The sequence below is a fragment of the uncultured Selenomonas sp. genome (assembly GCF_963528755.1).
Classification (GTDB): domain Bacteria; phylum Bacillota; class Negativicutes; order Selenomonadales; family Selenomonadaceae; genus Selenomonas.
In genome coordinates this window covers 120,205-142,235 of sequence record NZ_CAURXA010000005.1, presented here as the reverse complement: position 1 = coordinate 142,235, position 22,031 = coordinate 120,205, and the positions used below count along the sequence as shown (strand labels likewise).

Genomic DNA, 22,031 nt, shown 5'->3' with positions numbered 1-22,031 from the left:
ATGCCCGCGGCATTTTTGTCATACAAACGGCTCAGCGCGTCAAGCCGAACGGCGTCGCAAGGCGCACGAACGCACGGCCGCAGCCGCACGGCTCGTCGAGCCGCATGACCGCCTGCCCCGTGCGGTAGCGTATGAGCGGCATCGCCTCTGCGGCGAGCATCGTGACGACAAGCTCGCCCATGCGTCCCGGCTCATGAATGACTTTCGCGCCGCTGAACTCAATGAGCTCCGTGTAGCAGTAATCCTCCTGCACATGATGCCCCTGCCCCTTGCCGCACGGATAGAAAAGTCCCGCCGTGCCCAGCTCCGTAGAAGCGAAGAGGTCATGCACCTCAGTCTGCAGCCGATCCGAGATATGGCGTCTCATCGGATTCGAGATCGCCTCGTTCAGACAGACGACCGTCTTTATGGGCAAGGCCGACGGCTCGATGTTTTTCATCTGCGCGTGCACGATGAGCTGCATGACGAGCGGCTGGCTCGCCAAGAGCGTATCCATGCCCGTCAGGCGCACGAGTTCGACCGCCGACTGCATGTCCTCGCCGAGCAGCACGGTCGTCGCGCCGATCACCTCCGCCGCCATCTGCAAATCGAGCAGCCGTCCGTCCGACATGTCGCCGAGAATGCCGACGACAGAAGCGCGATGGACGCCCGTCGCTGCGAGAGCACGCGTCAGCATGTCGACGTTCCTCGCAATGTCGCCGTTCGTATACATCTTGACGACAGCGCCCGTATGATTGCGGCAGCTGATGCGCAGGACGCCGCTCAAGGGAAGCGTGAGGAAATCGAACGGCGATGTCGCGAGGATGTCGGGCAGAGAAGTGAACGGCAATTTCTCAATGTCTTCCAGCTTCTCAATCTGCGACGCGCAGACGTTTGCAAACTTCGTACGGTAAAAGGTGCTCTTCTCGCTCGCCCAAGAGACCGCCTTCTTCAGCCGCACAAGCTGCAAGTCCCGCAAATCATCGCGGCTCATGCACTCGATCTTCTCGTTTGCAAACACCTGCCCCGCCCCCTTTCCTCAAAGATGCCGCCTCGCTCACGCCAGCGGTCTCTGATAAAAGAATGGCTGGTAACTTGTGTAGCCGATCTTGCGGAAATTCAAAATCGCCTCCGTCGCGCCGACGAAGAGGATGCCTCCGGGCTTCAGTGCGCGGAAGAAGTTCGTGTAGAGGTCGAACTTCGCTTCCTCCGTGAAATAGATGACAACGTTGCGGCAGAGAATCAGATCAAAGCCCGTCTCAAAGGGATCCTTCAAAAGGTTGTGACGTTTGAACTCGATGAGCTTCTTGATGTCCTCATGCACAGCGAACGTGCCGTCGCTTCCCTTCGTAAAGTATTTGTTGAGGCGCGGACTCTCGACACATTTGAGCTCGTTGTCCGTGTAGACGCCGCGCTTCGCCTTGGCAATGATCTCGACATCGAGATCCGTCGCGAGGATGCGATGCTGTTTGCCCGGCGTCATCTCTTTCAAGATCATCGCCAGAGAATACGGCTCAGCGCCGATGGAGCAGCCCGCGCTCCAGATATTGAGCTTGGACGAGCGCGTCAGCAAATCGGGAATGACATCCGTCTCAAGCTTCGAGAACTTCTCCGGCGTGCGGAAGAACTCCGAGACGTTGATCGTCAGATATTCGATGAAGGCGTCGAACTCCGTCTTGTCCTGCGTCACCATATCGAAGTATTTCGTATACGAATCGTAGCCCTTGCGCGTCACAAGACTGCCGATGCGCCGCTTCATCTGCGGCTCCTTGTAGAGATCAAGGTCAATCTCCGTCTTCGCCTTGAGCTTCCGCTTGAATGCGCCCCAATCCTGATCGTCCAACATATTCGTTTTACCTCCTGCCGGCGGAGACGGTACGCCGTCTCCTCTCGTTTCGTTCTACGAAAAGTGCCAAGCCGCTTTTCAAAGCGAGATGGCACACCTTACTCTTTTAATTCTACACAAAGGGAAAGAATCCTGTTTTTTCTCATGGACGCGCTAAAAGGCTGCTGCACTGAGCAGCAGCCCATGATGACCCTCAGCCTACTTGATCTCTATGCTGTTCTTTTTGACGTCCTCGACACCGAGCTTCGGCAGGACAATCTTGAGGATGCCATTCTCCATCGAAGCTGCACTTTCCTCCCACTTGATGCCGTCGACTGCGAAGGAACGCTCGAAGCGACCCGTGCGGCGCTCGCGCATCAGATACTTCAAGTGGTTCTCGCGCTCAGGAACTTCCACGGCAATCGTCAGATACTTGTCGTCCTCGTAGGTCAAAGAGATGTCTTCCTTAAGGATGCCGGGCAGTTCTGCTTCAATCTCATAGTAATTTTCTTCATCGAGGATGTCGCAGCGAAAAGAAGCAAGCGCCCCCGTCACCTTGCCAATGGGATTGAGCGGCTGCTCCATGATGAAGTCCACCACGCGCTCCACCGTATCGCGCGTCTTCTCCGCATTGTTTCGGAAATTGAAAGGTATGCTGCGAATCATGACGTTTCCCTCCGATCAACACTCACGTCCTATTCTCATTTTCTATATTATACGGTGTTTTGCTAAAAAATTCAAGCGACGGACAAGGTTGTCGAGGAAAAATCAAGACGTCAGCTTCATGTGGCGGCGCAGCAGATAGAGGAAGTACGGCGTACCGATAAACGCCGTCATGATGCCCACGCGGATCTCCATGCCTTGAAGCAGGATGCGCCCCAGAGAGTCGCAGACGACGAGGAATACGCCGCCGGCCAGGAGGCTTGCAGGCAGCAGCTTCCGATGGTCAGGGCCGATCAGAAGCCGCATCATGTGCGGCACGACGAGTCCGACGAAGCCGATGTTGCCGCTGATGCAGACGCCCGCCGCCGTCGTCAGTGATGCGAGCGCCAGAAACAGCAGGCGGAAGAAGGTCACGGGCATGCCCGCAGCACGCGCCTCGACCTCACCGAACGCAAGGAGGTTCAAATGGCGTGAGAGGATCAGCATGAGGAAGGCGCCACCGCTAATGGGTGCGATTCCCAGAAGGACATGATCCCAGCGGCGATAGTCGAGGCCGCCGATCGTCCAGAAAAGGTACTGCTGCATCTTCTGCTCGTTCATGACCGTGAGAATCGCCGCCGTGCACGCGCCGAGGAACATGCCGACGACGACGCCCGAGAGCAGGAGCGTCATGACAGGAATGCGCCCGTGACGCATGGAAAGCGACACGGTAAGCCCCACGGCGAGTATGGCGCCCGTGAAGGCGAAAGCAGGCAGCGAAAAGACGCTGACGGCAGAGACGCCGAGCGCGATGGCGAGCACAGCGCCGACGGAAGCGCCGCTCGATACGCCGATGATGCCGGGATCGGCGAGCGGATTGCTGAAGATGCCCTGCAGCACTGCGCCTGAGATGCCCAGCCCCGCCCCCACCATGAGGCCGACGAGCGTGCGCGGCAGACGAATGTGCCAGAGCACCGCCTGCTGCTCAGGCGTAACCGTGACGTCGGAAAAGAATGGCAGACCCGCCGCGTGGGAGAAAGCCGCGAGCACGCATTCCATCGAGATGTCATACTGCCCTGAGCTCATCGACAGGACGACAGCGAAGACGACGAGGCACGGCAGAAGAAGCCAAAAGAAGAAGTTTTTCTTCTCGCAGAATTTTTTCACGACGCCGCCTCCTTCCTTCCCAAGATGACCTGCAGGAGATGTGATTTCCTGCCTGCACCCTTCTCCGCCTCCGTGAAGACCTCCGCATGATTCGTCAGCGGATTCTCCACGACTTTGATGGGCGCACCGTAAGCGCGTGTCAGAAGCTCTGCCGTCAGCACCTCGCGCGGCAGGCCGTCGGCGAGGAGCGCACCGCGCCCGATGAGCAGTAGACGCGAGCAGAAGCGTGCAGCGAGGGAAAGCTCATGCGCGACGAGCACGACGGTCTTTCCCGCGGCACAAAGTTCGCGGCAAAAGCGGAAGATCTCCTCCTGATAGATGATGTCCAGTCCCGTCGCCGGCTCATCGAGAAAGAGCACGGGCGTCTGCTGTGCGAGCACCTTGGCGAGCAGCACGCGCTGGCGCTGTCCGCCCGACATGGCCTGAAGCGGCTTCTCCGCCAGTTCTGCGACGCCCGTATACGCCATGCACGCCTCGGCGATGGCGATATCGTGCGCCTGCTCCTGCCGCCACCACGAGAGATACGGATAGCGCCCCGAGAGCACGACCTCGCGCGCCGAGTAATCGAACGTCATCTCCAGATGCTGCTGCAAATAGGCGGCGCTCTTCGCAAACTCCTTCGCCGGCAAATCGCCGATTCTCTGTCCCATGACGGAGATCTCACCCGCGAGCGGCGCCAAGATGCCGCGCATCGTCTTCAAAAGCGTGCTCTTGCCCGCGCCGTTCGGCCCGATAAGACCGACCATCTCGCCCGCTGCAATACCGAACGAAACGTTCTCCAAGATCACCTGCCGCTCATAGCCCGCATAAAGTCCCGCAACCCGTATCATTTCCTGCAAATTCCACCGCTCCCTTGCTCGGAAAGCACGGATAAATCCGGTTGCCCATCTTCACACATTCGGGCGGCTTTATTTATCCGTGTTTCCCTTATGACATCTATAACATCCATTGTCGTCGCAGAATATGTCCGTTCCAAAGCTGCTCCTCGATGAAGCGCGAGCCGCGCAGTCCCATGAACGGCGCATCCGTCAGCTGAATGCGGTCGAGCACAGGACTGGCGACGGGCAGGAACTGCGCGTGCTGCGGCGCGACCTGCGCCGCTTCGTTGCTGCTCGCGAGCAGCAGCCCGTTCTTCATGGAGGCGAGGAACTGCGCCAGCTCCGCCGTATGCGTCTCAGAAAAAACCTCGTCGGCGATCCCAGTGGCATCTGCCGCTTCCTCTGCCTCCGCCGCCACGGCGAGGCGGCGCACGTCCGCCCACTCCGTGCGCAAGGCTCTTGCCAAGCCCCAAGCCATAGATTCAGGCGCACGAACGAGCGCCTCGTCGAACCAAAGCTCGCCCCACATGCTCTTTATTTCGTTCAGGCGCAGGAAATCTTCCTTTTCCACACGCGAAAGTTCTTCCTGCACATCCTTCTCGCGCGGCGCGGGCAAAGCGCCCGCGATCTCTTCAAGCCAATGCCGCGTGCCCGCCCTGCCGTAAGGCGGCAGCGGTGCGACAAACGGCGTGCCGCTGCGCTCCAATAGTATCTCTGCCGAAGCGAGTCCCAACTCCCTGTGCACGACGATGTTGAGCGCGGCGGCGGGCAGATGCTGCAGCTCCTCCGCCGTCTCGCCGCAGCCGAGGACGGCGTTCACTTCATAGCCCGCCAGATGCAAAAGGCGCACGAGTTCTCGCGCGTCGTTCGCCCCGTTGCAGTAGCTCGCCGTCATGCCGAGAAGGTTCACGCCATGCGACTTCTCCTCCTTCTTCTCAGGCAGAAGTGCCTCGATTGCCGCACACGCGGCCTTGCTCCAGCCTGCGGCGAAGCTGCCCGCAAGACCGCTGCTGTCGACGGCGACGACGGGCGCTGCAATGCCCGCCGAGCGCGCGATGGCAGCTACATCGTCGCCGATCAGGCCTGCGGCGCAGCTGCTGACGATGGCCAAAAGGCGCGGCGACTCAGCGATATAAGGCTGCAGGGCTTCCAGCAGATAATCCTCCGCGCCGAAGACGATGGCGTCGTTGTCAAGCTGCGTGCAGCCTGTGCGCCGCACGGCATCGCTCACGCCATGCTCGACGTGGCGCAGCGCAAAGTAATGGCACCACATGGGGCCGTTGACGATGACGGCAGCGTCTTGCCAAGCGGCAAAAAATGCCATTGCTCCAGCGAGCGCACAGCTGTCCGTCCAAGCGCAGACGTCATCGAAATGCCTTTTCTGCTCAGCCATAGATCAGACCTCCCCGGCTTTCGTGACGACAGACGATATGCACCATATCGTGCAGGAGCTTCTTTTCCATCGACCAGCCGACGGACGGCATGAGCGCCAGAAAGATCTGCCGCAGCCTTGCGTCGGTAAGCTCGTGCGTCGTCAGGACGAAATCCGCCGCTTTGAAAAGCTCCTCCGCCTCGCGGCTGCCCTCATGGGCGATCGACGCATCCGTCAGACACGCTACCTCTTCTTCCATGACCTTGCGCCGCCCGGGCAGGAACGAATCAAGGAGGACGACGCCCGCTAGTTCGATGCCCACCTTCTTCAGAAGGCGCATGACGATCTTCGGCTGAAACCAGTCGAGGTCGCGCCCGATGGCGAATGTCACGCGCCTTTCTGCGAGCGTCGGGCGCACCTCGTCCACGGCGCGTTGAAACGCCGCTTCTTCCGCGCAAATCGCTTCTTCCGCTTCCCTTTCCCTGCCGCAAAGCCTGCCGACCGCACGCAGCCACTCCTTCGTTTCCTCCGAGCCGACCGCATAGACGTCGGCGAGGTACGGCGTGCCAAAACGCTCATGAATGTGCCGCGCCAAGTCGACGAGAAGCGCCTGCTTCTCGTCGCTGCGCCGCCCGAGCACGATGAGAAGTTCCGCCGCCGGCACTACATCCATCTCAGATAGTGCGAGATACGACGGAAACTGCCCCGCAACGCGCAGGGAGAGAAGCCCGAGCAAGCGGCATAATTCCTTCACGTACTCGCCGTGAATGCCGCCGCAGTCGCCGAGCAGCACGACGCTTCCCGCACGGCGCTCTGCCGGCTTCATGAAGCGATCGACGAGCACGCGTGCAGCGTCAAGGTAGCCTGCATAATACTCGCCGTCGAGAAAGCCGTGCGCCGAGACGGCGCTGACGGGCAAGCCAATCTCTTGCTCCATCTCCTCGGCCACGGCGCACGTATCGTCGCCGATGACGCCGCTCACACAGGAATTGGCGATAAATATCGCTTGCGGCTGATATTTTTCTGCAGCAAAACGTATGCACTCGCGCAGACGATCCTCGCCACCAAAAATCGCCTCTGCATCCGACAAGGAGCTTGTCAGAAGCGGCACGGGCGAGAGGCGCACCTTCGTTCCCGCTGCACGCAGGCGATGGAAGCTTCCCACATCCATGCCATGGGCGATGTGAGCGCACGGACGCGGACTGTGGAAGATGACGAGAGCGCCGCGCACGAAGGAAAGCGCACGCCAGACGCCCGGCATGCTGCAGCTGCAATTCGTGCGGCGCATCACCACGCGTTTCGCTTCAGTTCCCATAGCTCTCCACCAGATCTTCCAACTCTTCAAACGCCATCGGCTTGGGGATGACTAGATCCACATTCCCCTCAATCGCCGCCGCAAGCTCTTCGTAAACCTTCGCCTGTGCGGAATCCGGCGCATAGGCGATGAGCGTCTGCCGATGGATCTCCGCCTCGTGTACGGCGGCAGAGCGAGGGATGTAGGCGATGAGCTTTGTGCTGAGGCGTGCGGCAAAGGCTTCCAAAAGCTCCTTTTCGCGTGCGACATCGCGCCCGTTGCCAATGATGCCGCCGAGCTTTACGACACCTCGCGCAGCGAAGCGGCGCACGCCCTTGGCGATGTTGTTCGCCGCGTAGAGCGACATGAGCTCCCCCGAGGAAACGATGTAGATTTCCTCGGCATAGCCCTCTCGTATCGGCACGGCGAAACCGCCGCAGACGACATCGCCGAGCACATCGTAGATGGCGACATCGACAGCATCAAACGCATGGAGCGCCTTGAGCCTTTCGAGCGCCACGATGATGCCGCGCCCCGCGCAGCCGACGCCCGGCTCAGGGCCGCCCGCCTCGATGCAGCGCACGCCGCCGTATCCCTCGTGCGCGATTTCCGCAAGAGAAAGCGCCGCGCCCTTCTTGCTGCGCTCCGCATCGAGCACGGTGAGCGGCGCGATGCGCCCTAAAAGAAGCCGCGTCGAATCGTTTTTCGGGTCACAGCCGATCTGACAGACCTTCTTTCCCCCGCGCGAAAACGCCGCCGATACATTGGCAGCAGTCGTCGACTTGCCGATGCCGCCCTTGCCGTAAAACGCAATCTTTTTCAATCTCAAAGCCGCCTTTCCTCTTTACTCCACCGCCGAGAGAAATTCCTGCCGCGACTGACGAAAAGCATCGCCGTAGAGAATCCATGCCGTCTCCTGCACGCCGAAAACGATGTTCTGTGAAATGTTGTAAACGTAACGCGCCCAAGGATGGCCGATCTGCTTTTCCCGCACGGCCGTCATCTGTTGAAGAGACGGATCTTCCATGTACTGTCTGCCGTAATTCTCTTCACGCGTTTCCGCGTCCTCGTAACTCGGCAGGAAGATGTAGTCGGGATTCGCCGCGACGAGCTGCTCCTTCGTCATCTCCTGTCCCATGCGGTTCCCTGCGGCAGCCTTTGCGTTGATCGACGCCGTATGGCTGCAGAGTTCGTCGAAGGTGCAGCCGGCGCCGCCGTAGTTGGGCATGATGGAGATGAGCACGATGCTCTTGTGCTTCTTTTCCTCGGGAACATCCTTCATCTTCTCTTCGATCTCCGCGAGCTTTTCCTCCATCTTCGCGATCAGTCGTTCGCCGCGCTCCTTCTCATCGACGGCTGCTGCAAAGAGGCGGATATTGGCATGGATGTCCTCCATCGTCGCCGCCGCACGGCAGACGACGACAGGCACGCCAAGCTCGCGCATGGCATCAGCGTTCTCGCGAGGAAGCCACGGCGTGACGATGATGAGGTCGGGTGAAAGCGCGGCAACCTGCTCGACAGAGGGACTGCGCGTGATGACCGTAGGAATTTTCTCGCGCACCCACGGCACATTCGTATGCTTCTCGTCCGCGAGCGAATCGTTGACCGCCGCCATGCGCTCCGGCTCGACAAGACCGAGCATCATTTCGTCCGTGCCCGCGCTGATCGTCAAGATGCGCCGGGGTTTATGCGGAATCTCGACGACAGTTCCCTCCGCATCCGTCACGCGGTATGCGCTCGACGCCTCTTCCTTTTCGCCCATGCAGCCCGTCAGAAAGAGCGCAAAAAGGAGCACAGAGCATGCGACAACTGCGGCAAATCGCGGATACTTCTTTGTCTTATACAATTTGTTCCGCCCTCTCTTCCAGATCGCCCTCGATGGAGAGGAACAGCTCGCGCAATTCCTCCTTCGTCTCCTCACGCGCTTTCCACAAGCCGCGCTGCTCCGCCTCTAGGAGCGTTTCCGCCATGCGGTGCAGCGCCCAGGGATTGACCTCCTGCAGCCACTCCTGCATTGACGCGTCGAGCACGTACTTGCGCGCATATCCTTCGTACATCCAATCCTCCATGACGGCACTCGTCGCATCCCATTGATAGCTGTGCGCGAGATAATTCGCAAGGTCGGAAGCTCCCTTGTAGCCATGCTCTTTCATGCCCTCGATGAATTTCGGATTCATCGCCTCGCCGCGGAACAGCCGCTCGGCTTCTGCTGCGACGGTGCGCACGACGATGCGCTGACGGTCGCTCGTATCGCCGCTGTAAGAGCGCGGCGCCTTGCCCGTGAGTGCACGCACGGTAGCAATCATGCCGCCGTGGTAGGCGTTATAATCGTCCGAGCTGAACATGTGCGTCTCGCGCGTGTCCTCGTTCTTGACCGTGACATCAAGTTCCTTCATGCGCCGCTGGAAAAGCTCGGGATCGTAGCCGCGCGCCATGCCGTCCGCGCCGTACGCCGTGCCCGAAAAGCGCGTGTAGACGGCCGCGAGATCGTCGAGCGTCTGCCATGCCTTCGACTCCAAAAGGTCGCCGACGCCCGCGCCGTAAGCGCCTGGCGGATCGCCGAAGATACGGCACGAGGCGCGTTCCCAAGCGAGAGCATGCTCTTCGCCCTGCTCTTCGAGCCATGCCGTGTCCGCGAGGATGTGCTTGCGCACGAAATTTTCATCTTCGCTCTCCTCCTGCACTGCTGCAAGCTTCACAGCCTCGTCGACCCAGCGGATGGCGTTCGGCACGGCATCGCGGAAAAGACCGCTAATACGCGCCGTCACATCGATGCGCGGCCGCTTGAGCTTGGCGAGGGGGATGACCTCAAGCCCGACGACGCGCTGCGACGGTCTCTGCCAGACGGGGCGCACGCCCATGAGATAGAACAGCTCGGCGATGCACTGTCCATGACTGCGCATATTCGAGCCTGCCCAGAAGACGATGCCGACCGCCTCCGGGTAGCGTCCCTCCTCGCTGATATACTGCTCGACGAGCGCATCGCCCAGTTCCTTGCCGTACTCCCACGCTGCAGGTGTCGGCAGACAGCGCGGATCAAGTCCGTAGAAGTTGCGTCCCGTCGGCAGGACGTCTGCGCCGTTCGTCGTCGGTGCTCCCGCCGGCCCCGGCTCGATGTAGCCGCCCGAAAGGGCGCGGAGCGTGCCCGTCAGCTCCTCCTCCGTGCGCAGGAGGCGCGGCACGATCTTCTCCGTAACTTCGCCGAACGCCGCCAGAAGTCCTTCCCTGCCCGCTGCACTGTACGAGGCGAACGGTTCCAAAGCCAACACTTCTCTCGCCGCCTGCGGCATGTAGGCGCGCGCGGCGAGGCGCACGAGAAGCAGGCGCATGACGTCTTCCACCGCATCGAGCTTTCTGCCGTACGTCATGCCGTCCTCCGTCATGCGTTCGCTGTGCTCCAAAAGCTCTTCGTAATCGTAGCCCTCTTCCTTGGCGATGAGGCGCAGGAGCGACGGCTCGCCGCCATGCTCGACGCGCACGAGCGCAAGCACGAGGTCTAAGAGTTTTTCGGCTTCTGGAACTTGCCCGAGGATATGAAGTCCCGTGCGGATCTGCATGTTCTTGATGTCCGTCACATAATTGTGCAGAGCAGCGACATAGGCGTCGAAGTCCTCGCCTTCCTCGATAGAATCCTCGAAATGGCAGAGCGCCGCCTTCTCGCGCACGATTTCCTGTACCGCTGCCAGATTGTCGGGCTGCGCCGCACGGAAATGAACGTACTCGTCGAGCGCCTGCTCAAGCTCCTGCAGCTCGTCGAAAGCGCCCGCAAGCTGCATCGGCGGCGAAAGATGGCTGATGAGGCACGCTGCGCCGCGGCGCTTTGCCTGTATGCCCTCACCGACAATCGTGATCCAGTAGGGATATACGTCGGGCAGATCGCCGAGCGAGACGTCGGGATAGCATTCGTTTGAGAGCGCTGTGCTCTTTCCCGGCAGCCACTCCAACGAGCCGTGCGTGCCGACGTGGACGACGGCGTCCGCTTGCCACAGATCGCGCAGCCAGTGATAAAATCCGATGTAGTGATGCGTGGGCGCGGCGTCGGGCGAATGCAGCAGCTTGCCCGGATCCTCGCCGAAGCCGCGCGGCGGCTGCACCGTGAGAAAGACATTGCCGTTGAGCGTGCCGGGCACGAGCAGCGTACCGTCGTAGTTGAACACCTCGCCCGGCTCTTCGCCCCAATCCTTTCTCAGATGTTCCTTGACCTTTTGCGGCAGCGCCTTGAAGAATCTTTCATACTGCGCCGCCGTAAGTTGTCCATCGGCATTCTTTACCTGCTCCTCACTCATGAAGCGGCGGTCATTCGTCGCGTGATTCGTAAGAATATCCATGAGCTCTTGGCTGCTCTCCGGCACAAAATCGACGTGATAGCCCGCCTCGCGCATCCTCGCGAGCAAGCGGCGCACGCTCTCGGGCGAGTCAAGCCCCGCCGCACTGCCGATATTCGCATTCGTCGGCGGATAGTTGTGAAAGACGATGGCGATCTTCTTCTCCTCGTTCGCCTTATGGCGCAGACTCGCCCACTTTTTCGCCTTCCTAGCCAGACGCTCCATGCGCTCCTCAAGCGGCGCATAGCGAGGCGTTCCCATCTCATCGAGTACCTTCGCCGCAATCGGCACGGCATGAATGACGCCGTCGAACTCCGGCATACAGACGCTGAAGGACACCTCCATCGGGTCGAGACCTGCAGGCGACCTTTCCCATTCTTCCTTGGGAGCAAGCACCGTGTACGCTTCAAGAAGCGGCACGCCGAGCGCATAGAGATCTTCGATGCGCGTGCCGCCCGCCTTGATGGAAAACTTCATCGTCGTGATAATGGCGTCGACGACGGTCTTCCCCTCGCAGCAGAAGTATCGCTTCATGGCATCAAAGAGCGTCGGCGACTCCACGCGCTCGTCGCGATACGAATTGGAAAAGACCGCGACGGCATTGAGTCCCTGCGCCTCGATCGCACGAATCAAGGCCGTGTGATAGGTGAAGTCCCCCGCGATCCACTCCGAACGATAGAAGATGACGCCGACCGTCCGCCGGCCGTCACGGCAATGCGCGGCACGATATCCCTCAATGTCCTGGCAATCGTCGTGCCAATCGGGATGGTATATGCCGTGCCAAGGCAGCGCGCGCGGCGGCTCCGGCTCAGCAGAAAGTCCGAACTTTTTGGCAAGATGCAGCAGGAAATTTTTCATATTCTCCTCGCCGTCGTAGCGGAAATACTGCCAAGCGAGAGCGATTTCCTCTGCCGAGAAGCCATAGCTGACCTTATCATGCTCGGCATTGTCCACGAGAATCAAATGCGGCGCACGGCTCTTCTGCAAAGTGCGCGACGCCTGCTGCAAGAAGGGATTGTCCAGCCCTGTGCCCATCCACAGGAACAGTGTGACATCGGCCTTCTCCTGCGCCTCGCGCCACGAATCCATGCCATCCGCCAGGCGGACGGCAATCGCCAGCGAGGGAACTGCCGACATGCACGCTTCCTGCACGTGATGGACGAGCGCAAAGACGCGCTGAATATTCGTATAGACTGCGATCTTCATTTTGCTGCACCTCTCGTGTTCACTGTTCATGCATCATCTGCATCCGTTTGCTTCCGAAACTGTCCGAGCCGCACGCTCGACGACGGCACGCACGAGAAGCATCGCAAGGGACTCCATATAGTCTTCCTGCATGAGCACGCCCTCCTGCGTCTTCAGGCAAAGCGCTGCCGCCATCTCTTTCAGCAGCTTTTCGGCTGCTTCCCAAGTCTCCTCCTTTTCCAGCAGTCCCCAGAGATGCTCATCATAGAGATGGATGAAGAGCACGCCCAAGGGGAAGAGCGCCGGCACGGCGGTCATTTTTTCCAAAGCTGCGATGAATTGCGCCTTAATTAAGGCATCGGCGCCCGCCACTTCCTTATATCGCTGCCACAGCGCTTCTTCCGTGACGCCGAAGCGGCGCAGGCGGCGCAGCAGATCGTGCTGCTGCGCGGGCGTAAGACCCGACTGCTTCTTGAGCGCTTCCTTGACCGCCGCCATGACGGCAAGTCCGATGAGCTCGCCGAGCTTGGAATGTTTTCCTGCGCCCTCGAAGAAGAGCAGCGACTCGCTGTTGGCGATGACGATCGTCTGATCCGTGCCCGAGCCCGTGGCGAGTCCCGTGGAATAGCGGCTCGGCGCCATGAGTTCCTGCAGCGCCGCCGTCTTCGCTTCCGTGCAGGTCACGAGGGCACGCGCGAGGATGCCAGGCGGCAGATCGGCGTCGATGACGAGCATGATGTTGATCGTGCCGCATTTCTTCTCCGCCATCTTGTAGTAAGACGCAGGATCGCCGACGCGCCCGCCGTTCGTTTCCACGCCACCCGTTACGATCGCCGTCACGGTCAGTTCCTTGTAGCTTCGCGACACGATGGAGGCGTTTTCCATGTGCGCCGCCGTACCCATGCCCGAGGTCAATTCTGGCGCAAGACCAAGCCGCTCCGCCACGATCTTCATGCTCTCGACGTACGTCGGTGCAAAGGACTCGCAGGGCATTCCCGATCCCTGCGTCATATCGCGGTTGAACACCGCCTCGAAATCCTCATGGTAGCCGCCGTTGTAAAGCGAAGTGCTCAGCACCTTGCGCCGCCCGCTGAAAACCAAAACGATGCTCTTGTCATAGCGATAAGCGACGTCGCCCGTCGTCAGTCTTGCCAATTCCATCTGCTCTTGCCCCTCCATCACGCACCATCACTCTTGCATATCGCGAAAACGCCGCACGACTTCCAATACGCCTTCGGCACAAAGGCGCTCCAGCGTGGCATAGCCCGCATTCATGCGCTGCGCGATCTCAGGCGCCAGTCCCACCTTCGGAAAGCTCTTCTCCGTATCGAGCACGATGCAGTGCGTGTCTCTTCGCGCGATCTCCTCCGCTGCGCGCAGCGCCTCCTCCTTCGCCTTCCCCGCCGCAGAAACATTCGTCCTGCCGTCTGTCACAAGCACGAGCACCGTTTCTGCGCCTTCTTTGCGAGCAAGCTCATCCATCATCTTGAGCGCGGCGGCAAGCCCTTCCGCGAGCGGCGTCTTGCCGCCCGTCGGCAAAGAGCGCAGTTCCTTTTCCGCCAGCTCCACGCTCCGTGTCATCGGCAAGAGCATCTCGGCGCTCGTGCGGCGAAAGGCAATCAGTCCCACGCGGTCACGCTTTTGGTACGCTTCGCGCAGGAGGGCGAGCACCGCGCCCTTCACCATCTTCATGCGCTCCTTCGCACCCATAGAGCCGCTCGCATCGACGAGGAAGAGGATGTTCGCGGCGGCACGACGCGCTCGGATCCACACGCGCAAATCCTCGGCGCGTATGACGACGGCCTGCTCGCCATGCCGCTGCCGTTGATAGGGCGCCGCCGCACGAAGCGTAGCGGCAAAGGCGAGGTCGATGCGCCGTCCGCGGCGCGGCAGCGATGTGCGCCAAGGACGTCCCGCCGGCACGTCAAGCTGCATGATTGTCCGTCTGCCGCTCTTGCCCTTCCTCCCGCACACCGTCTCACGCAGGAGAGAAAGCCGCGCCATAACCGCTTCTATAGAGTGCGTCTCATCCGTGTCTTCGCCGCCCGAATCGCCGTCCGCAGGCGGCGTTCGCTCCGCATCGGTCTGCGCCGCTTCTTCCTGCGCTTCTCCTCTATCATCTTCCTGTTCTTTCGATTCGCCGCCCGTCGCATCTCTCGTCAAAGCATCGTCCGGACGCTCCTCCTGCGGCGCATCCTCCGCCTCATCTTCCGACTCTTCCTGTGGCTCAGCTTGCGATTCCTGCGGTTGTTCCTGTGGTTGTTCCTGTTCCTGCGGCTCTTTCTGCTGTCTGCTTCTCTCTTCGCGCTGCTCCTTTTTTCGGCTCATGCGATGCGCGAGCACGAAGAGCGCCGCCTCCTCGATGTCCTGCGGCATCACATAGATGCGCCCGGCGAGCGCCGCCAAGGCGCGTGCCGCTTCCACGAGATAGATTTCGGCGCGATTTCCCACGCAAAGGGCGCGTGCGGCGTACTGCGCGGCGAGATGCAGGATGGCATGGGAAACTTCCACAGCAGGAAGCATCTCTCGCGCTCGTGCCGCCTTCTGCTGCAGCTCGGCTTCCTGCTGCGCATACGCGCGGCAGAAAGCTTTTGGCGCACGTTCAAAGGCGAGCACGCGCCGCGCGATCTCGGCACGCTGCTCCGTCTCTTCCACATCATCCATCGCCGCGAACATGCCGAAGCTGTCGAGCAGCGCGGGCGAGAGCACGCCTTCTGCGGGATCCATCGTCCCGACAGGCAGACAGCTTATCTCCTCGACCGCCGATACGCCGTCGCGCTCCAAGGAAAACATCCCCGCCGACGCGCTCTCTAAGACAGACTTCAAGACCTCCTCGCGCAGGAGATTCACCTCGTCCATGTAAATGAGCGTATGCGCCGCGCGATGCAGGAGACCATGGCGCAGGCGACGCTCGCCGTCCCGCACAGCCGCATCCACATCGAGACTGCCGAAAACCATGTCGTCCGTCGCGCCGAGCGGCAGTTCGACGAGACTCCCCGTCGGCGTGAACGGCGCTGCTGCACGCACAAGGACGGACTTCGCTGTGCCGCGTTTGCCTGAAATGAGCAAGCCGCCCATGCGCGGATTCACGAGCGCGAGAAGAAGCCCCTTCTTTGCCTGCTCCTGACCGACGACAGCGGTAAACGGATAGCGCGGATATTCCATGCCCATCTCCTCAAGCCAGTACATCATCCACGGCAGACCAGTCGACCTCGCCCTCCTCGAAGGGGCGGCGGCGCAGACGATGCGCGAGCACGAGGCGGCTGACGGCCTTCATATCTTCCTTTGCGACCTCCGTGCGCCCCGAGAAGGCGGCATTCGCCATCGCCGCCTTGATGAGCGTGATGTCGGCGCGATGCCCGTCAACGCCGAGCGCGAGCGAGATGTGCGCCGCCTTTTCCAGCATTCCATCTGCCACGGCGACGCTTTTGAGGAGAGCACGCGCCCTTTCGATCCTCTCGCGCAATGCTTCCTGCTGCTCCCTGTAGGAAGCGGCAAAGCCCTCCGCATCCTGCTCATAAGCGATGCGCCTCTTCACCACCTCGATGCGATCCTTCGCCTCGCGCTCGCCCGTCACCGTCACCGAAAGGGCGAACCGGTCGAGCAGCTGCGGGCGTATGTCGCCCTCTTCGGGATTCATCGTGCCCACGAGCACGAACCGCGCCGGATGCGCATAGGAAATGCCCTCGCGCTCCACCGTATTGACCCCCATCGCCGCCGAGTCGAGCAGGATATCGACGATGTGATCGTCAAGCAAATTGATTTCATCGACATAGAGAATGCTGCGGTTCGCCTCCGCGAGGATGCCCGCCTCAAACTCCTTCCTGCCATGCCGGATCGCCGCCTCGATATCGAGCGTGCCCACGACGCGATCCTCCGTCGCACTGACGGGAAGCTCCACGACGCGCATGGGAACGCTCTCTTCCTTCATGCGTGCGCCCGCAGCAGCCTTTCTGCGGCAATCGTCGCAAAAAAACTCCGGCGCCGCAGGATCGCAGCGGCACGCACAGCCCGCCACCGCCCGCATGGCGGGCAGCAGCTCAGCGGCGGCGCGGACGGCGGTCGACTTCGCCGTCCCCTTCTCGCCCTTGATCAGCACGCCGCCCAAGGACGGCATGACGATATTGAGCAAAAGCGCCTTCTTCATCTCTTCCTGCCCCACGATGGCAGAAAAGGGATACGTCCTTTTCATCATACAGGTTTTCCCTCTCTCCAGATTTTGGAATCTATCTTTCGGCACATTCACTCATCGACTGCCGAAATATGCGCATTATCAGGCAGATAAAATTCATCGCCATAAACCCTGTAGGCGATTTCCTGCACGCCGTAGACAAAGTCCTGCGAGCAGTTGTAGAGGAAGGACGAGCGAGGCTTCACCAGGCTGTGAGTTTTGAGCGCCTTGAGCGTCTGAAGAGCCGGATCTTCCGTATAGCTGCGAATGAACTCGTCGAGCCATGCCTGCCCCTTCCATGGATAATCGGGCAAAAACAGTATGTCGGGATTGATCGATAGAATCACTTCCTTCGTCACTTCCTGCCCGTTGCGCAGTCCGTAGGCGGAAACGCCGTTGATGACGCCCGCATAGTGACAGGCGTCGTCGAAGCTCGATCCCTTGCCGCCGTACGTGGGCATGAGCGAGAGGAACACGACGCTCTTCCTCTTCTCCTGTGGAATGGCGTCGACCTTAGTCTTGATCTCCGCCAGCTTTTCATCCATCTTCTTGAGCAGGATTTCACCCCTTCTCTTCTCCCCGATGGTTTCCGTCGCAAGGCGCACGAGATCCTTGACCTCTGCGAGATTATGCGGGCCCCTGCCGATGACGACCTTGAGTCCTGCATCGCGCAGCGGATCGGCAAGCTCCATATACTGCCAATCTGCAACAAGAACCACGTCGGGATGAAGGGAGACGATGTATTCTACGCTCGGCTGACGTATCGTCTCAGGTATTTGCGAAGCGAGCTCCACCATATTGGAATTGACGGATTCCTTCATGCTCGAATGAACGGCGACAAGCCTTTCAGGCGGCACGACGCTGAGAACGATCTGATCCAAGGTCGCCGACAAAGTGACGATGCGCTGCGGCGGAGCGTCGAAATGTATCGTGCGCCCCGTGATGTCCGTCACCGAATACGATGTCGAAGAATTCGCAGACTGCTCCTCCACATTCTTTTCGCCGCCGCACGATGTTGTCAGAAAAAGCAGCAAAACGACGACAACGATGAGCGACGATTGCATGAAGACCTTACTCTGCACGGTATCCTTCCTTTCCGAAAACTGCCGATACTGCAGCCCTCTTCAACGCACATTCCGCCGCGCACGGCTCTTCTTGTTCCATTCCCAGCCAGCGCGCGAAACAGCCGCCTCCGCAGGCGCGGAAATCGGGACATCGCCGGCAAAAAATCATACTTCGCTGCATCTTAGCAGATACTTCCTGCTGCCGACGCAAATTCACTCCCTGCATAACAGCGCCTAGGAAGAAGCGCTCATCACCGACGAAAGAGGAGCACGCGTAGATGCCGCCATCGATGTCGACGTGGACACCTTCGCCGTTCATCGCATGGCAGTGGGAAAAGCCGCTCCCGCCGCGCCCTGCGAGGCTTCTCGCCTGCTCCTCCTGCGATATGGCGAGGCGGCGTCCCGTCAAGCGATAAAGCGCCTCGCGCCGAGCGAAAACCTCGCACATCGCCGCTGCCATATCGCTTTCTCGCGGCAAAGCGGCGTTCGTGCCGCGCCCCTGCGCACGCAGGAGATCAAAGCCCAAGCGATACACGTTGCCGAAGTAATAGGCCATATCGACGACATCGGTCAGGCTGTGGACATTCTCCGCTGTCACGACGCACGTCAAGCCGATGCCAATGCCGCGCCGCGCAAGGCGCTCGATACCCGCCGCCACGTCAGCGGCGGAACCTCTGCCATCTGAATATTGCCTTTGGCGATCATGCAGCGCAGGTCTGCCGTCGAGGCTAACGCCAATGCCTATGTTGGAATCGCATAGGATGTTCACCGCCTCTTCCGTCAGCAGCGTGCCGTTCGTCTGAACAGCCATGCGCGATTCGATGCGATGATCGCGTACATAGGCGGCGATACGCGCAAGGAGCGGCAATGCGAGCAGAGGCTCGCCGCCCGAAAACTGCAGGAGGAACGGCTCACCGCAGGAGGCAGCCAGATCGACAACCCGCCGCGCCGTTTCCCATGCCATCGTGTGCCTCGCCTGACCGCTTGCATAGCAATAGCGACAGGCGAGGTTGCAGTCTCCCGTCAAGCTCAGCACCAGCATCTTCAGTCCCATCGCACGCCCCCTTCCTGCACGCTTGCACATCAAGCATCAATTTCCTGCATTCGCGCCGCCTTCATCGGCAAAACGTTCGGAATAGACGGTCTTTGCCAGCACATAGACGGCTTCAACGGCATTTTGCGAGGCGCTGTAGCGGTACGTATCGGGCACGCAGTAGAGGCGATTCTCGCGCACCGCCTTTACATGCTTGAACAACGGGTCATTGCGCAATTTCTCACGGAATTCTTCCGTCTTTTCTCCCTCGCCGCTCCACGACGGCAGCAGGAACACGTCGGGATCGAGCGCGACGACCTGCTCCATGGATATGCTGTTGTCCTTCGTGAGACCCGCCATCGCCGCGCCGTTTCTGAGCGCGGCATGGCGGCACATGTCGTCGAAGAGGTCGTCGCGCCGCCCGAAGACGCCGCTGAAGGCGAAGGCGACGACAATCGGCCTCTCATCTTCGGGAATGTCCGCCGTGCGCCGCATCACATCCGCCAAGCGTTTATGCAGCCTTCCAGTCAAGGCCGCCGCTTCTTCTTCCCTGCCGATCACCTTGCCGATGGACTCAATGCGTGGAAAAACCGCCTCGATGCTCTTGGGCGTTTTGGAAACAAAGACCGTCAGACCCAGATCGCGCATACTCGCCACGAGCTCCTTCGGCACACTGTCCGTTGTAAGCACAAGGTCAGGATGCTGTGCGAGCACGCGCTCGGGACTCTTGTCGTGCAGCTTCACGGGTACGGCTTTCGCCGCCTCTGCCATGCACGAAAGCCCCGCATCATCCACGTAGGATGAAAGCGCCGCAATCTGTTCGGGCGGCGCGAGCGCGAGCAGGATTTCATCCGTGCCGAGATTGAGCGACACGATGCGCTGCGGCTTCTCGTGCAGCACGATCTCCGTCCCCATATCATCGACGCCGCGGAAAAACTCGCCCTCTTCCTCTTCTGCCGCCGTTCCTCCTCGCGCACAGGCGCAGAGGAAGAAACTCGCGGCAAAAAGAAGCAACAGCGCACCGCTGCGCCGCACGATGTCAGAACGTATGCGCATAGGTCAGGCGGAAGTTCAGCGGCAGATCAAGGTTGCCGTAGCGATTCGAGTAGTTTTCCCTGTCCAAGAGGTTGTAAACGCCGAGCGTTACGGTATCGTTCTTGCCCGCCGTATAGATGATATTCATATTGAGCTGCAGTTTACTGGGTACATCCTGTGCTGCACCATATCTTTGCGCAGTATATTCACGATCACCAAGATACTTGAGATTTAGATTGCCCTGCCACTTTTTCATCTGATAATCAAGACGCACCAATCCCTCAAGACGCGCTGCATCCTGTACCCATTCCTTTTTTACGGTACTCGGATCTTGAACTTCCGGATTCGATACACTCCCACCAAGGGTGAGTTTCCACATGTCATTAAACCGTTTTGTATATTCAATCTCGATTCCTGTATTCCTGAAATTCCCCTTATTGATAGGATAATTCTCCAATGTTACGGGATCTCTCGCCCAGCCAATCTTATTCTTCATATCCATATGATAAATAGCAGCTTTCCACATATCATTCCCACGACGAATCTTGATTCCCGTCTCGTAAGTCCAGCCGCTCTCTGGCTTCAAACCCAAAGGATTGTAATGGGTATAACTAAAACTGTCATCAACGGTCGGCATCTGGAAGGCCTTGCCAATATTGATGTACCATGCCGTATTGCGGTCAAACTTATAATCCGTTTGGAACTGAGGTGTGAATACCTGCTGATCCTTTACAGGATCATTAATCCATTCACCACGCAAACCAAGCGTAAAATTGAACCGCGGCGTGAATTGTTTGCTGTAGGAGGCGTAGAGAGAATTTCCAGTACGTACGGCGCTGCGTTTCTTAGCAGGAGTATCAATCGCTTCTCGCTTATAGGAATACCCCACGACAAGTGAATCGGCGTCAATCTTCCAATTCTTTTGCACATCAAAGATTTCACCATCCAGCGTCGCATTGGATGCCGACGCTTTATCTGCAATAAAATCGTATCCCCACACCTTGCGGTAAGCATAGCCGAGAACAGCGTGGACACCATTGTCTTTTCCCTGATAGACAAGACTTGCATTGTGTCGATAATCATTATGACGATAACTATATCTTGTTCCCTCTAAGACAAGGGATGTGCCCCCAGCGCCCTTCTTATAGCGAGTTCCGCCGCGAGTGATTTCAGCGTCCATGTAATTATAGTTGAGCGACAACTCATCTGTAATCTGTGCCATTACCGCAATACGATCTTTTTTGCCCTTGCCGACCCACCAATCAACCCAAGAAATCTTATGGAGACCAAACCCATTAGAATGTGGAATATTCTTTGACCACTCGCGACTCACATCAACGAAAATGCGATCTCCTGCATAAAACGCTTCACTCTTCTTGAAATAATTTCCAACCGTCTGACTAACCTGAAATTCAGATTCGTCCGCCTTCGGTTTTTTCAAAATAATATTGACAACACCACCCATTGCATTGGCACCGTAGAGCGTCGATGCCGCACCTTTGACGATCTCGATGCGCTCGACCATCGCGGCGGGTATATTTTCCGTACTCGGATAGTTCTTGAGATTCATCGGCACGCCGTTGACCATGACGAGCGTGCCCCTGTCATAGCCGCGCAATGTGATGCGCCCGGCTGCAAGACCAAAATCCTGTCCTGCCTCGCCGTAGGATGTGCTCGTCGAGCCGATCTGCTGGTCGATCGCCTCGAATACGTTGCGATAGCCCGCTTTTTCAATATCCTTCGCTGTGATGATCGTCGTCGTCGCAGGCGTATCGAGATCGCTCTTCCGCCTGCGCTGCGCCGTCACGAGCGTATCAGGCAAATCATGGCCGCCGCTTTCTGCAGTTTCCGCACCTTGTTCCTGCACCTGCGTCGTTTTCGCTGCCGCCTTTCCTGCCGCCGCATTTTCCGTCGCATACGCCTCGCCCGCAAAGCTCATGCCCGCAACTGCCGCGAGCACCGCCCATGTCAGATGTTTCTTGCCTTTCATCTACATCACCCTTTCCCAAAATAAAGCGCCCCTCCTGCAAAGCAGAAAAGGCGCATAAGGGCGGCGCAAAAAAATTCCCGGCAGTTTCGCCGGGAGGATTATGTTCGTGCAGCCGAAGAAACGCCAAACGG

The 22,031-nt window shown here is 59.3% G+C and carries 17 protein-coding genes; all 17 read right to left on the bottom strand.

All coding sequences use genetic code 11. From position 1 onward, the window contains the following. Positions 1 to 31: 31 nt before the first annotated feature. The gene (locus RWS31_RS07495; RefSeq protein ID WP_314597209.1) at positions 32 to 1,000 is read right to left on the bottom strand and encodes a phenylacetate--CoA ligase family protein; all 969 of its coding nucleotides are present in this window, start codon (positions 998 to 1,000) and stop codon (positions 32 to 34) included. 36 nt (positions 1,001 to 1,036) lie between these two features. Then, positions 1,037 to 1,825, bottom strand: coding sequence for a protein-glutamate O-methyltransferase CheR (locus RWS31_RS07490; RefSeq protein ID WP_314597207.1), 789 nt, complete (start codon positions 1,823 to 1,825; stop codon positions 1,037 to 1,039). 198 nt (positions 1,826 to 2,023) lie between these two features. Then, positions 2,024 to 2,470, bottom strand: coding sequence for an Hsp20 family protein (locus RWS31_RS07485; protein ID WP_314597205.1), 447 nt, complete (start codon positions 2,468 to 2,470; stop codon positions 2,024 to 2,026). A gap of 102 nt (positions 2,471 to 2,572) precedes the next feature. After that, complete coding sequence (locus RWS31_RS07480; RefSeq protein WP_314597203.1) at positions 2,573 to 3,613, bottom strand: iron ABC transporter permease; 1,041 nt, start codon at positions 3,611 to 3,613, stop codon at positions 2,573 to 2,575. After that, positions 3,610 to 4,443 carry an ABC transporter ATP-binding protein gene (locus RWS31_RS07475; protein WP_314597351.1) on the bottom strand — a complete coding sequence of 278 codons (834 nt, stop codon included), beginning with the start codon at positions 4,441 to 4,443 and terminating at the stop codon, positions 3,610 to 3,612. The genes RWS31_RS07480 and RWS31_RS07475 overlap by 4 nt, the downstream gene beginning before the upstream one ends. 106 nt (positions 4,444 to 4,549) lie before the next feature. Then, entirely contained in the window at positions 4,550 to 5,824 is a 1,275-nt protein-coding gene (locus RWS31_RS07470) for a nitrogenase component 1 (RefSeq protein WP_314597200.1), read from the bottom strand. After that, complete coding sequence (locus RWS31_RS07465) at positions 5,817 to 7,118, bottom strand: nitrogenase component 1 (RefSeq protein WP_314597198.1); 1,302 nt, start codon at positions 7,116 to 7,118, stop codon at positions 5,817 to 5,819. The genes RWS31_RS07470 and RWS31_RS07465 overlap by 8 nt, the downstream gene beginning before the upstream one ends. Further along, positions 7,108 to 7,920: a nitrogenase iron protein NifH gene (locus tag RWS31_RS07460; protein WP_314597197.1), complete on the bottom strand. Its 813-nt coding sequence runs from the start codon at positions 7,918 to 7,920 to the stop codon at positions 7,108 to 7,110. Before RWS31_RS07460 ends, RWS31_RS07465 begins: the two co-directional genes overlap by 11 nt. Before the next feature lie 21 nt (positions 7,921 to 7,941). Next, on the bottom strand, positions 7,942 to 8,943 hold the full coding sequence (locus RWS31_RS07455; protein ID WP_314597194.1) for an ABC transporter substrate-binding protein: 1,002 nt from the start codon (positions 8,941 to 8,943) through the stop codon (positions 7,942 to 7,944). After that, positions 8,936 to 12,628: a cobaltochelatase subunit CobN gene (gene cobN, locus RWS31_RS07450; RefSeq protein ID WP_314597192.1), complete on the bottom strand. Its 3,693-nt coding sequence runs from the start codon at positions 12,626 to 12,628 to the stop codon at positions 8,936 to 8,938. Before cobN ends, RWS31_RS07455 begins: the two co-directional genes overlap by 8 nt. A 33-nt stretch (positions 12,629 to 12,661) precedes the next feature. After that, positions 12,662 to 13,768 (bottom strand): adenosylcobinamide amidohydrolase, encoded by a 1,107-nt coding sequence (locus tag RWS31_RS07445; RefSeq protein ID WP_314597190.1) that lies wholly within the window; start codon positions 13,766 to 13,768, stop codon positions 12,662 to 12,664. A 27-nt stretch (positions 13,769 to 13,795) separates the two neighbouring features. Continuing rightward, positions 13,796 to 15,772, bottom strand: a complete 1,977-nt coding sequence (locus RWS31_RS07440; RefSeq protein ID WP_314597189.1) for a VWA domain-containing protein — start codon at positions 15,770 to 15,772, stop codon at positions 13,796 to 13,798. A 10-nt stretch (positions 15,773 to 15,782) separates the two neighbouring features. Next, positions 15,783 to 16,802 carry an AAA family ATPase gene (locus RWS31_RS07435; RefSeq protein WP_314597187.1) on the bottom strand — a complete coding sequence of 340 codons (1,020 nt, stop codon included), beginning with the start codon at positions 16,800 to 16,802 and terminating at the stop codon, positions 15,783 to 15,785. A 47-nt stretch (positions 16,803 to 16,849) separates the two neighbouring features. Continuing rightward, positions 16,850 to 17,860 carry an ABC transporter substrate-binding protein gene (locus tag RWS31_RS07430; RefSeq protein WP_314597185.1) on the bottom strand — a complete coding sequence of 337 codons (1,011 nt, stop codon included), beginning with the start codon at positions 17,858 to 17,860 and terminating at the stop codon, positions 16,850 to 16,852. Continuing rightward, the gene (locus RWS31_RS07425; RefSeq protein ID WP_314597183.1) at positions 17,850 to 18,896 is read right to left on the bottom strand and encodes a radical SAM/SPASM domain-containing protein; all 1,047 of its coding nucleotides are present in this window, start codon (positions 18,894 to 18,896) and stop codon (positions 17,850 to 17,852) included. Before RWS31_RS07425 ends, RWS31_RS07430 begins: the two co-directional genes overlap by 11 nt. Positions 18,897 to 18,932: 36 nt before the next feature. After that, positions 18,933 to 19,931 carry an ABC transporter substrate-binding protein gene (locus RWS31_RS07420; RefSeq protein WP_314597180.1) on the bottom strand — a complete coding sequence of 333 codons (999 nt, stop codon included), beginning with the start codon at positions 19,929 to 19,931 and terminating at the stop codon, positions 18,933 to 18,935. Continuing rightward, on the bottom strand, positions 19,915 to 21,900 hold the full coding sequence (locus tag RWS31_RS07415; RefSeq protein WP_314597178.1) for a TonB-dependent receptor: 1,986 nt from the start codon (positions 21,898 to 21,900) through the stop codon (positions 19,915 to 19,917). Before RWS31_RS07415 ends, RWS31_RS07420 begins: the two co-directional genes overlap by 17 nt. Positions 21,901 to 22,031 lie beyond the last annotated feature (131 nt).